This window comes from Hymenobacter tibetensis, assembly GCF_022827545.1.
GTDB classification, from domain to species: domain Bacteria; phylum Bacteroidota; class Bacteroidia; order Cytophagales; family Hymenobacteraceae; genus Hymenobacter; species Hymenobacter tibetensis.
In genome coordinates this window covers 1,130,555-1,144,570 of sequence record NZ_CP094669.1, presented here as the reverse complement: position 1 = coordinate 1,144,570, position 14,016 = coordinate 1,130,555, and the positions used below count along the sequence as shown (strand labels likewise).

General features: G+C 54.9%; 12 protein-coding genes. 3 read left to right on the top strand and 9 right to left on the bottom strand.

Features of this window, described 5'->3' with window-relative positions; all coding sequences use genetic code 11:
* Nucleotides 1-15: 15 nt before the first annotated feature.
* The gene (locus MTX78_RS04720; RefSeq protein ID WP_243800365.1) at nucleotides 16-1,074 is read right to left on the bottom strand and encodes an MJ1255/VC2487 family glycosyltransferase; all 1,059 of its coding nucleotides are present in this window, start codon (nucleotides 1,072-1,074) and stop codon (nucleotides 16-18) included.
* A 256-nt stretch (nucleotides 1,075-1,330) separates the two neighbouring features.
* Here MTX78_RS04720 and MTX78_RS04715 point away from each other — a divergent pair, with 256 nt between their 5' ends.
* The gene (locus MTX78_RS04715; protein WP_243800363.1) at nucleotides 1,331-2,251 is read left to right on the top strand and encodes a hypothetical protein; all 921 of its coding nucleotides are present in this window, start codon (nucleotides 1,331-1,333) and stop codon (nucleotides 2,249-2,251) included.
* A 246-nt stretch (nucleotides 2,252-2,497) separates the two neighbouring features.
* On the opposite strand, the gene MTX78_RS04710 is transcribed toward MTX78_RS04715, so the two are convergent.
* The 4 genes from MTX78_RS04710 to MTX78_RS04695 all read right to left on the bottom strand — a co-directional run bounded on the left by MTX78_RS04710 (nucleotide 2,498) and on the right by MTX78_RS04695 (nucleotide 6,561).
* On the bottom strand, nucleotides 2,498-3,103 hold the full coding sequence (locus tag MTX78_RS04710; protein WP_243800361.1) for a DUF4136 domain-containing protein: 606 nt from the start codon (nucleotides 3,101-3,103) through the stop codon (nucleotides 2,498-2,500).
* Nucleotides 3,104-3,314: 211 nt separating this feature from the next.
* On the bottom strand, nucleotides 3,315-3,770 hold the full coding sequence (locus tag MTX78_RS04705; protein WP_243800359.1) for a GNAT family N-acetyltransferase: 456 nt from the start codon (nucleotides 3,768-3,770) through the stop codon (nucleotides 3,315-3,317).
* Nucleotides 3,771-3,817: 47 nt separating this feature from the next.
* Nucleotides 3,818-4,564, bottom strand: a complete 747-nt coding sequence (locus tag MTX78_RS04700; protein WP_243800358.1) for an SH3 domain-containing protein — start codon at nucleotides 4,562-4,564, stop codon at nucleotides 3,818-3,820.
* 116 nt (nucleotides 4,565-4,680) lie between these two features.
* Entirely contained in the window at nucleotides 4,681-6,561 is a 1,881-nt protein-coding gene (locus MTX78_RS04695; RefSeq protein WP_243800356.1) for an ABC transporter ATP-binding protein, read from the bottom strand.
* 146 nt (nucleotides 6,562-6,707) lie between these two features.
* On the opposite strand from MTX78_RS04695, the gene MTX78_RS04690 reads away from it, so the two are divergent.
* Nucleotides 6,708-7,910 (top strand): thioredoxin family protein, encoded by a 1,203-nt coding sequence (locus tag MTX78_RS04690; protein WP_243800354.1) that lies wholly within the window; start codon nucleotides 6,708-6,710, stop codon nucleotides 7,908-7,910.
* A gap of 94 nt (nucleotides 7,911-8,004) precedes the next feature.
* Here the strand turns inward: MTX78_RS04690 and MTX78_RS04685 are convergent, their stop codons facing one another.
* Nucleotides 8,005-8,265, bottom strand: a complete 261-nt coding sequence (locus MTX78_RS04685) for a hypothetical protein (protein ID WP_243800353.1) — start codon at nucleotides 8,263-8,265, stop codon at nucleotides 8,005-8,007.
* Nucleotides 8,266-8,818: 553 nt separating this feature from the next.
* On the opposite strand from MTX78_RS04685, the gene MTX78_RS04680 reads away from it, so the two are divergent.
* On the top strand, nucleotides 8,819-10,342 hold the full coding sequence (locus MTX78_RS04680) for a hypothetical protein (RefSeq protein ID WP_243800351.1): 1,524 nt from the start codon (nucleotides 8,819-8,821) through the stop codon (nucleotides 10,340-10,342).
* 105 nt (nucleotides 10,343-10,447) lie between these two features.
* On the opposite strand, the gene MTX78_RS04675 is transcribed toward MTX78_RS04680, so the two are convergent.
* The 3 genes from MTX78_RS04675 to MTX78_RS04665 all read right to left on the bottom strand — a co-directional run bounded on the left by MTX78_RS04675 (nucleotide 10,448) and on the right by MTX78_RS04665 (nucleotide 13,915).
* A complete protein-coding gene (locus MTX78_RS04675; protein ID WP_243800349.1) occupies nucleotides 10,448-11,173 on the bottom strand; it encodes a methyltransferase family protein in 726 nt (241 codons plus the stop codon).
* Nucleotides 11,174-11,920 (bottom strand): carboxy-S-adenosyl-L-methionine synthase CmoA, encoded by a 747-nt coding sequence (gene cmoA / locus MTX78_RS04670; protein ID WP_243800347.1) that lies wholly within the window; start codon nucleotides 11,918-11,920, stop codon nucleotides 11,174-11,176.
* Between the two features lie 324 nt (nucleotides 11,921-12,244).
* Nucleotides 12,245-13,915 (bottom strand): catalase, encoded by a 1,671-nt coding sequence (locus tag MTX78_RS04665; RefSeq protein ID WP_243800346.1) that lies wholly within the window; start codon nucleotides 13,913-13,915, stop codon nucleotides 12,245-12,247.
* Nucleotides 13,916-14,016 lie beyond the last annotated feature (101 nt).

The following is a 14,016-nucleotide window of genomic DNA, read 5'->3' as shown; positions in this document are numbered from 1 at the left end:
TTGTATGGTGGCAGCTTAGTTCTGTAAGCCTGCCAAGGCGTTGTCCAGTTCACGGAATAGCTCGTTGTTACCGTCCTGACTGTAGCTTGCTAAGGCCGCCTCAAAGCCGCTCAGGTCGTAGAGAAACGCCTTGATGTTGTCGGCAGTCAGGCGCTCGAAGTGACGCCCGTAGCCAAGTTTGTCTACTTCGGCAGCGTTGAGAAACTGCTCGAACTGCGCCGGAATAGGAATGGCGCAAATGGGCTTGCGCAAATACACGGCTTCGCTGATCAGCGAAAAGCCACCGTTGGTAATAATGGCGCGGGCCGCCGCCAAATCATCGATAAAGCCTTGCTCGCTGAACGCTTTGAGATGCACGTTGCCATGGCTTTCCTCTTTGTTGAAGCCGTACACCCGAAACTCCTGGCTCGGCAACCCTTGCAGCAGCGGCACTAGGTTGCCTTGCGTAGTAGCCGACTGGTACACCAGCACGTGGGTGCCCGTGGTAGGCTGGGCCGCCACTATTTCGGGGCGAATGATGGGGGGCACCAGCGTGGTATCAGGCTTGATGACGGGCAGCGGGAAAAACGTACTTACGAAGTAGTGCTGACTACGCGGCAGTTTGGCCCGTACGATCTGGCGCGCTATTTCCAGGTTGTCGCGCTCCGTGGCGGGCACAGCCACATCCAGCCGCGCGCGGCTAATGATCTGCATGTTGTCGATGCTGATAACGGGCAGCCGCTTCCGCTTGGCATACAAGTAGCTAAACGACTCGAAATCGGATATCACCACATCAAACTGCCTGTTGCGGAGAACTTCCCGGTACTTATTGAAGTTGATCAGCAGGTTGTCGGGGGCGGTACGCAGCGTGAGGGCCGCCGTGCGCAGCTTGGATACGGTTAGGCTTCTGTAAGCCAGGTGGAACCCACGGATTTCGTGTACGCGCCCCGGAAACGTGCGGGCCAGCAGTTGGTAGGCCCGGGAACTGCTCACTACTTGTACTTCATGCCCGGCTTCGAGCAAGTGCTGGATCACCACTTTGCTTCGGGTGGCGTGCCCCATGCCTTCGCCTGGCACTCCATAGAGAATGTTCATGGTTATAAAGATGACGTATAGCCTTGTTACTTGTTGAAGTGGTGAAGTAACAACTTCATTTGGAAACTCAGCCGTTCGCACCCCACCGAACTATTCTGGCCCCACATACACACACCGTTTCCGCGGAAGGGCAGCAGCCCGTGGCCCTGGAAAGCAGGTAACACACAGATGCAACAGGAGCTTCACTAACTTTCGGCGCGGTTTTGGTAAAACTGCTATCCGTACCGACTCTCCTTGCTTTCTGCGTTTCTTTTCTATGACCTGGTCTTTCCACTTCAGCCGGCCGGCCCTTACAGTTCTGGCCGCCGCTACCCTACTTTTCGGTTCCTGCACTGCCCCGCGCACCATTGTAAGCACCGGTAAGGTCACGCCGAAAGGCGAGTTTCGAGTGGGCGGCAACCTAGCATTCAACGTGGCCTCCGAAACTATCAGCAAAACAGGGGCGGCGCTGAAATCGGCGGCAGCCGCCACGGTTGGCAAGGATACGGTGGGGTATTCCGGCACCATCGACAACCTACAGGTAGCGGCTCTGGCCTACGTGCTCGACCCAGTGCGCCCCTCTTCGGACCTATATGTGCGCTACGGCGCCCTCGACCGGCTCGACGTGGGCTACAAGTACGCATTTGGCTCGCACGTCTTCGACGCGGCCTATCAGTTTATGGGGCCTACAGGTACCGTAGAGCGCCCGGGTGGGCCCGCCGGTGCCAACTACGCCAGCATTGGGTTGCAGTTCGCTACGCAGCGCGCCAGCCTGCCCAGCCTGCCCTTTCTCGACAACATCAACAACATCCTGGGCTTTCGGGCCACCCGTCGCGACATCATCGTGCCGCTGGTTTTCAGCCATTCGTTTGGGGCTGAAGAGGAAATTGGCGCTGTATCCTACGGGGTGGTATACACGCACACGTTTCTGCGCTATGGATTTGAGCCTAATCGGATAGTTAATGGCAACGTCAAAGTGCCGAGCATACTCGATCAAAAAAGCAATTTTCCTTCTTTTGGCGGCTTCGTGAATGCCAAGTTGGGCTACCGCTACGTCTATATCATTCCTTCGGTGGGTATCTACTACCAAAACTACGGCACGTATCAGCTGCTTAACAACAAAACAGCCAGCCTCAGCGGCCTAACGGTTGTACCGAGCATCGGGCTACAGTTCCGGATTCCATCGAACCGGCGGTAGCCTGCTAGGAGGTATCCTAAACAGCGCCTGTCACTCCAACATTTCACGCCTCAAGTAAAGTACTGCTTCCACGCAGCAATCTAGACTACTCTCTTCACTTGATGCGCGAACTGCCGGAACAACAAGGGTTCTTGCCTTTCTAAGTGGTCTGCCTACAGCACCAAGGCCTGCTTTGCAGCCCTTCCCCGGTTATTCGTCAGGGGTAGGGCCGCAAAGCAGGCCTTTTCGTTGGGCTCTACTCTTGGTTTATTCTTCTGTCTCTCGGTTGTTGCCATCCAGGTAGCCAGCCGTGAATACCCGATACTGGTCGAAGATGGAGCGGACTGAGCGGCGTAGCACTACTTCGCCTTGCACGCCGGTAGGCACCGTTACGCCTGAGGCGTAACCGTTCCAAACGGCGCGGTTGGTGCGGTTGTCAATTAAGGTAATGAGGAGGGTACCTTCGGCGAGCAACATCCGAACGGGCTGGTAGCCGGTGCGCTGTTCGGCGGGCGTTTCGTCGTCTTCTATTTTCTCTTCATTCACCCAGCGCGAAATATCTTCTTGGGCGTAGCCGCGAAAGCGCATGTCGCCTTCGTACACCCGAAAGTTCACCAACAGATCGGGGCGGCGCTTGCTGGGTTTGTAGCCCTGCACCTTCATGCGCGTTCGGATGGCGTCGCGCAGCACTTCACCCAGTTTGCTAGTATCAGCGGCTAACCCTTCGCCCGTTACAAACTCGTAGGTGCGGTAGCGACGAAAAGCGCCAGCGTAGCTGTAGTCGGATTCAACACGGGCTTCGCGGGCCGCAAAGCACCCCGACAAGGCCAGGGCTAAGCTGGAGCCCACAAAAAGAGTAGAAATGAATTTCATAACGTGGCAGACATGAGGGGAATCACAGGCTTCAAGTTACGAAAGTATTTAAAGGTTAGATGCTGATGTTCAGCTCTAAACCCGCAATTTTTTCTGTTACCTAACCCGTTCCCGCTCTGCAGCTCAACTACCGTTCCCAGCCTTTTCTCCACCGCGCACAAGCACAAAAACAGGGCTATATCCGCCCATGTAGCGCTTACTGGTAGCCCGTTTACGCCGTTACTTCCTTCTCTAGCACGATAACCAACCCGCGCGGACCTTGCACCGTGCCCACAATATCGAACCCTACGCGTAGGTTCAGAAGCAGCATAGCACGCCAGTGGTTGTAGGTCTGGGTGCGGATGCGGCCGTAGCCGTGCTGCGGACACCACCCGTGCTGCCGAAGCATCAACTCACGGGCAATGCCTTGGCCGCGAAAGTCAGGATGCACGCCACCCAACCAGCTATAATATTGCCCGGGCTTCCGCTCATAACCGAGCTTGCAGCCCACTAGTTGGCCCTCAGAAAAAGTCAGCCACGCCTGTACTGGCTGGTGGGCCTGCTGGTAGCGTAGGTCGGCGCGTAGTTCAGCAACAGAGCTTTCCAGCGCCGCGGCCAGCAAGTGCACAACAGGTTCCATGTCCTCGTCAGTGGAAGCCAGAAACTCTTTGAAAGTATACTGAAGCATGGTTCTATGTGCTATGAATGCTAGTGTGGCCGCGCCGTTGAGTACCATCAGGTGCAGTCGTAGGAAGAAATAGTGATGACGCCGTTTCCTTGAACCGTGAGCTTCAAGTCCTGCGTGGCGCTGCCCCCAAATCCGCATGTAAACCTATACACATTCCCTTTTCTGGATAGCAGTTTGGGCTGCTCTAGCTTCGTGGCCTTGAGGCTATGATCGTATTCGTTTTCGGCGTAGCTGCTTATCATGTGGTGATACACCTCAGGCAGCGTCAGATGCCGGAATGTATAGTTATGATCAAAACAGCCATCATACGTAGTGGTGGTGTAAGTGCAGTTTGCATACTCCGTCGTTTCAAGGACTGCGTAGTCGGCGGGGCTGTTCTTGTTGCCGGTGGGTTGTTTCTTTTTCTCCACTCGGCTGCTCTTTTTAACTCCAAGCAAATCGACACTCAGCAGCCCGTCGGCGCTTTTCTTGACTTCCGGCTTGCGCTTCGTGACGTCGGAGCTGAAGACATAGCCTGTGTACCCGGGGGCCGTCACTTTCATCCAGTCGCCCTGCAGGGCAAAACCGGCGCCCACCTGTTTCACATCATCCGACGCTATAGTTTGCACCACATCCACGGCTGTGCCAATCGGAAGTTTGCGCACTACTCTCGCCTGAAAAGACGGCTTCTCATGCACCTCACTTCCCGTCAGTGAAATGACGTACACTTTCGTTGCAACGACCGGCGCTGCAGCAGCAAATCTGAATGCCCACAGAATCAACCCGCTTAGCAGCAGGCACACGGTATTCTTCATAGCGCAAACCAACACGATATAAACCCAAGGGAATAAACGCTGCAAGCTACAGGCAGCGCGGGAAATATAGCGGGTCCGAACTTTACAGTATTGTTGCCTCGCGCTGCCCTTCCCTCCTACCGATACCCAGCAGCTTGCAGCTGAAACAACTCCGCGTAGCGCCCGCCACGCGCCAGCAGTTCTTCGTGGCTACCAATTTCAACGCTCTTGCCATTCTCCACCACCAAAATCCGGTCGGCCATCCGGACGGTGCTGAAGCGGTGCGAGATGAGCACGGCCGTTTTGCCTTTCGTGAGTTCATTGAAGCGCTGAAACACCTCGTATTCAGCGCGAGCATCGAGGGCGGCAGTGGGCTCATCGAGGATGAGCAATTGGGCGTCGCGCATGTAGGCACGGCCTAGCGCAATCTTCTGCCATTCGCCACCGCTTAGGTCCACACCGCCGTTGAACCGGCGGCCTATCATCTGGTCGTAGCCCTGGGGCAATTTGGCAATTACGGAGTCGGCGAGGCTCTGGGCGGCGGCTTGCTCGATGCGCGGGCGGTTTTCCTTTTCTTCGATGCGGCCCACAGCCAGGTTTTGACCGGCTGGAAGCTGGAAGCGCACAAAGTCCTGGAATATCACGCCTATTTCCTGGCGCAACTCGGCGGGGTCGTACTCACGCAGGTCGTGGCCGTCGAGCAGAATACGCCCTTCGGTGGGGTCGTAGAGACGGGAAAGCAATTTGACAAGCGTGGTTTTGCCGGCTCCATTCTCACCAACTAAGGCCAGCTTTTCGCCCGCTTGAAGCTCGAAGTTGAGGTTGCGCAGTGCCCACTTTTCGGCGTTGCGGTACTTGAAGCCCACATTCTCGAACACAAACCCCTGCCGGATCGGCTGCGGAAACGGCCGCACGAACTGCGTAGCATCAGGGCGAATAATGCGGGGCTTGAGGTGAAAGAAGTCGAAAAAGTCTTGCAAGTACAGTGCGCCATCGGCCACGCTGCTGAAGCGGCTCAGGATGCCTTCCAGCAATCCCCGCATCCGGCCGAAGGACCCCGCCAGAAATGTGAGCTGCCCAATGGAAATCTGCCCACGCACGGCTTGGCTGATAATGTAGACGTAGGCAGCGTAGTAGCCGGCCGCGCCCACTCCTGCGAAAAATGTACCCCAACCGGCCCGGCGAATTACCAGGTCCTTGTTTTTCTGATAGAACTCATCAGAGAGCATCTTGAACCGCTCGATTAAGAACTCGGATAGGCCAAAGATCTTCACCTCCTTGGCCGTTTCGTCGGAGGCACCGGTTTGGCGCAGGTAGTCTAGTTCACGGCGCTCGGGGGTCCAGCCGTGTACCAGAGAGTAGCTACGCTCGTTGAAGTGCGACTCGCCCAAGAAGGCCGGAATAACGGCAATCAGTAACAGTAGCAGCAACCACGGATTGAAAGCCACCAGCCCGACCGACAGGAAGGCCATCGTAATAGCATCCTGTGCCTGGCTGAGCACCTGCGCCATGAGCACCGTCCGCGACAAGGTCTGCCGGCGGGCGCGCTCCAACTTGTCGTAGAAGGCGCTGTCCTCGAACTGGTCGAGGTCTAGCTCGGCGGCGTGCTGCATGAGGCGCACAGAAGTGCGGTTGGCAAACAAGTCGCCAAGCAACGAGTCGAGCAGGGCCACACCGCGCCCAAGGGCATCGGAGAGAATGGCCAGACCGAACTCCATAGCCACGAGCGTGAGCACCGGGGTGAGCAGCCGCTCGGGAGCAGGCTGGCGGCTAAGCTGCACCACGGCATCCAGAATGAGCTGGCCTACATACAGCATGGCCACGGGTAAAGCGGCCCGGAGCAGACGCAACCCTACGTTACCGAGCGTTAGGGCAGGACTGGTCTGCCAAATAAGGCGGAGAAATTCCGGTAGGTTTTTGAGCGCCGAAAACCGCTCTCGTACCGATAGCGCCGGCTTGCCATCAGGACGGGGCGCTTTAGCGGAGACTTTGGTTAAAACAGATGATATCCAAGACATAAGCCCAGCATACGGCAACCTTCGGACCGGAGTACACGAACCGCCGTTTTGGCAGTTATTCTAGATGAAATACGCTATATTCCAGCAGCGCCAATAGCTACGCTGCAAGCAGCCATTTACCTAGCTCATCCATTACGTTATCACGCATGAAGAATCTACTGATTTGGGTATTGTTAAGCTTGGCAACAAGGTCAGCTCAAGGTCAAGACGAAGGCATTCGGTTTGTAGCCGGCACCTGGAACGAAGTACAAACACAAGCCAAAAAGTTGGGCAAGCCCATTTTTGTATTTGGCACCTCGGAGCATTGCAGCCCTTGCCACGAAATGGAGAAAACCACCTTGCGCGAGGCGGCAGCTGGTGCCTACTTCAACGATAAATTCGTGAGCTACCGGCTGGATCTGGAAAAGGGAGAAGGCATTGGCTTTGCCAAGCAACACGATATTGTGGGCTTCCCAACCTACCTGTTTTTCGCGGCCGACGGTACGTTGCTGCACCGCAGCAGTTCGGGTAAGCCCGCGGCCGCTCTGGTTACTGACGGTGAAACGGCGTTTAACCCCGCACTTGCTTTCTACGGCTTGCAACGCCGCTACCAAGCTGGTGAACGGTCGGCGGCGTTTTTATATCTGTATGCCACCGCTTCAGCGGCAGCAGGCGCTACGATGAAGACAAGCCCAGCCGAAGAAGTGGTAGCCGCCTACATGAAAACCCAAAGCACTGGGCAACTACGCACCGAGAAAAACCTACGCTTGCTTTACAAGCATAGTAGTCCGCAGGTTGATTTGTTTTTTCTGCAAAACCAAGCTGCATTCGGTCCTTTCTACACGCCCACCGAAATCCGCCAGAAGGCCGATGGCATCATTAGTAGCCTCGCCTTCGAGGCTGGTGTTGCCAAAAATGCAGTTGCGTTTCAACAAGTCAAACAGCTCATAGCCGGCAATTTCGCTGATACAGCCCGCGCTACCAGCCTAGCCACCATTCAGTTTATGGAAGGCGGCCACGACTGGATTCCTTACACGCAAGCCACGCTGCGCTACAGCCAGTATCCTAACCCTGACCTATACACGCTAACCAAGACCGTGAAGTATGTGAAATACATGGGCAACGAACTTGGACCCGTACGGCAGCAGGAAGCCTTACGCCTCGCTTTGCAGTTGATGCCCGTTATTTTGAAACAGAAGAAAGACTATTATAACACGCTGCTTCACGCCGAGATTCTACATCAGCTACACCAAGAGGCAAATGCCCTGGCAGTTGCTCGAGAGGCCATTAGCCTAGCACAAAGCAAGCAGGAGCCGACAGATGAGGCCAACAAGCTAGTGGCAAGCATCCAAGCCGCCCAGAAAGAGTAAGTAGCATTTGACAACCAACGATTTACTTCTCCACTTACTCCCACAAGGCACTAGCCGCTATGCAACTAGCGCCTTGTGGGGTATCAGCTAAAACCTACCGATTCATAATCTTGCCTTGGTTGTCCCAATGGCTGGATTTCACTTCCATTGTGCCCGGTACCCGTTTGATGGTGCGCGTAAACCGCTCACCCGTAATGGTACCATCGGGCCGGCGCTTCCCAAAGAACAGCGTTACTGGCTCGCCATTTTCGTTGGTGAGAAAGGTGATGTCGTAGCCCTTGAACACATCATCGATGCGGGATTTAGGCTCATAAATTTTACTGAGCTTTTTATCTAGTTGTTCATGAAGAGGCATGGTACTCGGTGTATTAGAAGGTGTGATGATAGATGCTGATCTACGCGCAGCCAACCCAATTGCTGGAGTGAGCTACGAGCCTACCTAGGCACAAGCTTGCGGCGTCCTACCTTCGTGGAGTGTGAGCTCATACGCGCAGATCAGTCAATTCAGTTTCTACGCTTACGGTCCTAAACAGCCCCCGTCGGGTGGAAAAACACGTAATAGCGCGTGCGGCTAGTACCTATTTTGCGGTCGACACCTATGTAGAGCAGGCTTCACGCAGCCTCGGCTAGCTAGCCAGCTAGGTAGTATGCTGGGTGGTTGCTGTTAGATTGGTTATTGAATTTGCGCTGGCAGCTGCCAAGCGCTGTTGCGGCAAAGGCATTCTTTTACGCTGAGTTTTCTGGGTTGGAAGCCGCGGGAACCAAGCACCAAAGCCATACCGTTCAGAAACACAGCCGTTGCACCACGTACTGGCTCCCAGCCAAACAGGCTACTTCTCTGCCGACCTGCGTTGCCTTGCGTACTTTAAGTGCTCTTACTACCTCGCTCTCCCTTTTGCTCGCCTGCTATGCTGCACACGTTTCTGTCTCCACCCTTTGCTGATGCTACGCGCCAGGCCCAATTCGAGGCAGTGCAAGCAGCGCTGGAAGCGGAGCCTGCTGCCCCCGTTTCGTTGCTGCTCGGAAACTTTGCGGTGGAAGAAGGCGGCGAAGTGTTTGATGCCCTGTTGATACGCCCGCACAGCGTAACGGTGCTTTTGTTTGTGGCCGGCGGGGGGCAGTTGGATATCTTGCCAGCGGCCCCCAGCACCTGGCAGCTTGATGGGCAAGCCTTGCCCGTAACAGGCGGGGCTACCAACCCATTCGGGCAGTTTCGGCGCTTGAAAGAAGGGCTGGCCGATTGGTTGGTTTCGCAGCTAGGTCCGGGGCAGGTGGCACCGGAGCTTATCACAGGTCTCGCCTTGTTTGCAGCTCCCGTCACGTATGGGCCAGGGGTCGAGCAGTACCTGCGCACGCAGCCCGGCGCCGACAGCTTCCAGTTGCTTCATAACCTGGCGCACCTCACACGCCGACTACGCCAGCTTGCTCACCCCGAAATACAGTTAAGCAACGCGGAGTTAACGAACTGGGCGCAAGATCTGGCTGCCGAGCACCCAGAAGCCACGGAAGTGGCGGAACTGTCCGACGAGGAGCAAGCGGCGCCGGGAGAAGAAGGATATTGGGAGCAGAAAGCCCGGCAATTGTGGAGGTGGCTTGGAGCCGAAGACGTACCGCATGATGCACCGTACGGGTCGGCAGCCGCAGCCGTAGCTGCTGGCAACCAGGAAAAAAACCACCTCGAACAGTTGCGGCAGCAAGTTAGACAAGAGCTTGGGCAACAACGCCAAGAAATGGAGGCCCGAGAAGCAGAGCGCGAAGCGAGTATCACGCTGCTACGCGCCCAGTTGGCGCAAGCCCCTGCCGCCACCACCGATGCTGCCGCTCTGGAAGCCCGGCTGGCCACCGAAACCCGCGAGAAACTGGCGCTGGAAGAAGCTATCCGTGCTTCCCGAGCCGAAGCAGCCGCTCGCAACCAGGAACTTGATGCTCGTATTCAGCAGCTCGGCCAACTCATCGAGCAGTTTCAGGGCCAGCCGGCTGCTACTCCAGCCATAGCAGTACCCTCCGCACAGCGGCCAACGCCCCGAGCTGCTACCAAGTTTTTCCACCGGCCATCTTCGCGGCTGCGGCTATCCCGCGTAGCGCTGGTGGGGGCGGCAGCCGTTGGCTTTGGGTTCGGTATCTGGGGCCTCACGCAAGTACCGTGGGGCGGCAACGATACGTCGGAAGAACCAGCCCGCTATTCTTCGGTTAAAGAGGCGAAGCAAGAAACAGAGGAAACTACTATTGGCGATGATACCGAGGAGCCTATGGATTCCACAAACCAGGAAACGGCAACTCTACCAGACTCGACAAGCAACACAGAGGAGCCAAGCCCTGAACCGGCTGCTCCAACTGACGAGCAAGAGCTGATTCGAGAAACTCAGGAGCCGACCCACGACACAATACGCTTAGGGCCAATAAGCTCACCTGATGCCGACACAACGAGTTAGCAGCTTGAATAAGATTGTAAATCAGTTATCCCTCTTGTATTCATGAAACACAAAAAAAGCGACCATCCGGGCCGCTTTTTTTGTGTTTCTTGGTTGTCTGTCACTTTATTCCGCAGTCCACCTTTTGGTTTTCTTCAGGTATTTAACAAATAAATAGACCACTGTTAAAACACCTAGCACTACTCCAAGCAACGTATTACGCAAATCTGTATTGGAGTCAGTGAGTTGCGGGTATTTCAACAGCAAAATGAGTGTAATACCAACCAGCCAAACAAACTGCGTGTTGTACTCCTTTAATATCCACCGTTTGGCATTGAAATGATGCCCCGCAAAGGTTGAGCCCAAACCAGACGGGTTAATCAACCACCGGTTTACGCGGGCACAATACGCGTCAAACTGTGCGCCGAACTTGCTGCGCAGGAACTTCTCTTCAGCCAATACAATAGCTTGGTAGATGAAGAGAAACAAGGGAATAAACACTGCCATGTACAGCAGGGAGTTGCACAGAATACCGACGCCAACCAGCATCAGAATATTGCCTACGTAGAGCGGATTGCGGCAATGATTGAACATACCTTCCGTCACCAAATCCTCGGCATACACCTTCTTGTCTTTACCTCCCCGCACTATATACACCAGCCCAATGGAGGCCCCGCGGATAAGCTGCCCTGTCACGGTAACCACCAGTCCAAGTACAATGGGCCAGACGTAGTAGTTAGGTCCAAACGCTTCCTCAGTGAAAAGAGGTGGCGAAGGGATAAACAGCGCGATGTACAGGAAAATGAATAGGAAGTTTCTGTATTTAAAGAAAAAATTGCCGATTGAAATCATTTACTTTTTTATTGCGATGAGGCCTGAGAAATTATACCATTTAAAAAATACCTCGCAGGAAGAAAATCCAGCTTCTCGCAACATATGAATATTTTCACTGAGCTTATAGGGAATCAATACATTTTCCAGCGCTTCGCGCTTTTGCGAAATTTCCATTTCGCTGTAGCTATTTCGGCGCTTGTAATTGTAATAATGTTTGATAAAATCACGATTGAAAACACTGTCTTCCGTCAGAATTTTTTCCACCAGAATTAATACCCCATTGGGCACCATTCCTTCGATAATAGTTTTGAGGAGCTTTTCCCGGTAGATAGGCCGGATGAACTGCAACGTTAAGCACATCACCACCACCGACGCATTCTGGATCTTCACGCCTTGGTGCAAGTCGGCTAGCTGCAGCTCGTAGGGCCGCACCAACCCGGCTTCTTTCAGTTTGACATCACACTTCTCCAGCATTTCGGCAGCATCGTCCACCCCCACAAACTTGATGTCGGATGGTACCGAGGTATCCATGCCAATCATAGTCGTGCCGGTGGAGCAGCCCAGGTCGTAGATGGCAGTGCCCTCTTGGGCATAATCGGCGGCCAGTTCGGAAATCATCCGCTGAATCTCTCCGTAGTACGGAACCGAGCGGCTCACCATGTCATCGAAAACACTGGCCACCTTCGCGCTGAACTTGAAGTCCGACGCTTTCTTAATCTCCTCTCTGAAAACCTGATCGGTGTTCTCTTCTGCTTCTTCGAGCATGATTTTTAGCTGCTTGAACGTATGAAACTGTGCCTGTTTTAAGTAAATCCTGCACAATTAAAACTAAATTAAAGCCATATCCAATTGCGCGTTCGAGCCCAAACTGTGCTTGTTGCCAAGTAAAGCTCGGCCATAACGCCGCGCAAGCTGCACTAATACTCTGGGTTTTGCGCTAGCCCACCGGATGCGGGCGCAATAAGCAGAATTGCCACCAACTATAGTGCTACACACAAAAAAACAGCCTTCTCCCGAACCACTATAGGTTCAGGAAAAGGCTGTTTTCAATTAGGCATGTGGACACTCGGCCGCTTGCCTAGCCTGTTCTTAATACGGCTTGGCTTCGTGGGCCATTTCTTCGGCTTGCGCCACGGCTTCGCTGCCTTTGCTCTCGTTGTACTGGTTGCCACCCTCGGTGGATTGACCGTTGCGAGCAGCCTCTAGGCCTTCAGCCAAACGACGGCCCCAATCTGCGTCACAGTTGGTGCAAAGCTCTACCATTTTGTCGCTCACCTTGCGGTTTGCGGTGGCGAGGGCACCTACCATGTTGTTGATCAGGTCGTCACGCTCCCAATCCTCGTGCAAACGGTAACGCTCACCAGCTTGCTTGAAGTTGTTGGTGCGGTCGAGGGTCTGACGTACGAGGCGACCGGTGTATTCCGGCGTGTGGTCGGGTGCCGTACGAGGAGCTTCCTTGAGGCCGTTGAGGCTGCTAGGCTCGTAGTTGATGTGGTTGTTCTGGCCAGGGGCCGAATCCACGTGGTACGCCATCTGACCGTCGCGCTGGTTGGTGGCAACGTGCTTCTTGGGCGCGTTGATTGGCAACTGCAGGTAGTTGGTACCTACGCGGTAGCGCTGCGTGTCCGAGTACGAGAACGTACGGCCTTGCAGCATCTTGTCGTCGGAGAAGTCCAAGCCATCAACCAATACACCCGTGCCGAACGCCGATTGCTCTACTTCAGCGAAGTAATTTTCGGGGTTGCGGTTGAGCGTCATCTTACCTACTGGCAAGAAGGGGAACTGGTCTTGGGGCCAGATCTTGGTGTCGTCGAGCGGGTCGAAGTCTAGTTCGGGGTGCTCGTCGTCGCTCATAATCTGCACGCACAGCTCCCACTGCGGGAACTCACCTTTTTCGATGTGCTCGAACAGGTCCTGGGTGGCGTGGTTGAAGTTCTTGGCCTGAATAGCTTCTGCTTCCGAAGCAGTTAGGTTCTTGATGCCTTGCAGCGGCTCCCAGTGGTACTTCACCAGCACGGCTTCACCGGCTTGGTTGACCCACTTGTAGGTGTTCACGCCGGAACCTTGCATCTGGCGGTAGTTGGCCGGAATACCCCATGGCGAGAACAAGAAGGATACCATGTGCATGGCCTCCGGCGTGTTGGCAATGAAGTCGAAAATCCGCTCACCCGTCTGACGGTTGTGTACTGGGTCAGGCTTCTGCGAGTGAATCAGATCCGGGAACTTCATGGCATCCCGGATAAAGAACACCTTCAGGTTGTTGCCTACCAAGTCCCAGTTGCCGTCTTCGGTATAGAACTTCACGGCGAAACCACGGGGGTCACGCAGCGTTTCGGGCGAGTGGCCACCGTGGCCTACCGTTGAGAAACGCACAAACACGGGGGTTTGCTTGCCAGCCGTGTTGAACAGCTTGGCGCGCGTGTACTTCTCAATTGGCTCGTCGCCTACTTTGCCGTACGCTTCAAACACGCCGTGTGCACCGGCGCCCCGAGCGTGTACAACTCGCTCTGGTACCCGCTCCCGGTCGAAATGGCTTATTTTCTCCAGAAACTGATAGTTCTCCAGGGTAGCTGGGCCACGGCTTCCTACCGTGCGCAGATTCTGGTTGTTGGTCAGCGGGTGACCTTGGCGCGTGGTTAAGGTTTGCGCGTTTTCGCCATCGGCGGTACGCTGGTCGTGGGAAGTGCCAGCGCCGGTGACAGCTGTGCCCGTACCCGACAGGGCATCAGCGGCACCATTCTGATTCTGGTCCTGATCCATTAGAATAAGTGTTTTAAAGAGTTTAGGAACTGTAGTCCTGCTAGCAGGTAGAAACCTTCCAGCTGGTCTATAGTTTGCGATTTTCGCTATAAAATTTGGGT

What these genes read in the sequence shown, in the direction of transcription:
- MTX78_RS04720 (WP_243800365.1), bottom strand. Translation starts at nt 1,074, where the DNA reads ATGAACATTCTCTATGGAGTGCCAGGCGAAGGCATGGGGCACGCCACC.
- MTX78_RS04710 (WP_243800361.1), bottom strand. Translation starts at nt 3,103, where the DNA reads ATGAAATTCATTTCTACTCTTTTTGTGGGCTCCAGCTTAGCCCTGGCC.
- MTX78_RS04685 (WP_243800353.1), bottom strand. Translation starts at nt 8,265, where the DNA reads ATGCCTCTTCATGAACAACTAGATAAAAAGCTCAGTAAAATTTATGAG.
- MTX78_RS04715 (WP_243800363.1), top strand. Translation starts at nt 1,331, where the DNA reads ATGACCTGGTCTTTCCACTTCAGCCGGCCGGCCCTTACAGTTCTGGCC.
- MTX78_RS04700 (WP_243800358.1), bottom strand. Translation starts at nt 4,564, where the DNA reads ATGAAGAATACCGTGTGCCTGCTGCTAAGCGGGTTGATTCTGTGGGCA.
- MTX78_RS04695 (WP_243800356.1), bottom strand. Translation starts at nt 6,561, where the DNA reads ATGTCTTGGATATCATCTGTTTTAACCAAAGTCTCCGCTAAAGCGCCC.
- MTX78_RS04705 (WP_243800359.1), bottom strand. Translation starts at nt 3,770, where the DNA reads ATGCTTCAGTATACTTTCAAAGAGTTTCTGGCTTCCACTGACGAGGAC.
- MTX78_RS04690 (WP_243800354.1), top strand. Translation starts at nt 6,708, where the DNA reads ATGAAGAATCTACTGATTTGGGTATTGTTAAGCTTGGCAACAAGGTCA.
- MTX78_RS04665 (WP_243800346.1), bottom strand. Translation starts at nt 13,915, where the DNA reads ATGGATCAGGACCAGAATCAGAATGGTGCCGCTGATGCCCTGTCGGGT.
- MTX78_RS04680 (WP_243800351.1), top strand. Translation starts at nt 8,819, where the DNA reads ATGCTGCACACGTTTCTGTCTCCACCCTTTGCTGATGCTACGCGCCAG.
- MTX78_RS04675 (WP_243800349.1), bottom strand. Translation starts at nt 11,173, where the DNA reads ATGATTTCAATCGGCAATTTTTTCTTTAAATACAGAAACTTCCTATTC.
- cmoA (WP_243800347.1), bottom strand. Translation starts at nt 11,920, where the DNA reads ATGCTCGAAGAAGCAGAAGAGAACACCGATCAGGTTTTCAGAGAGGAG.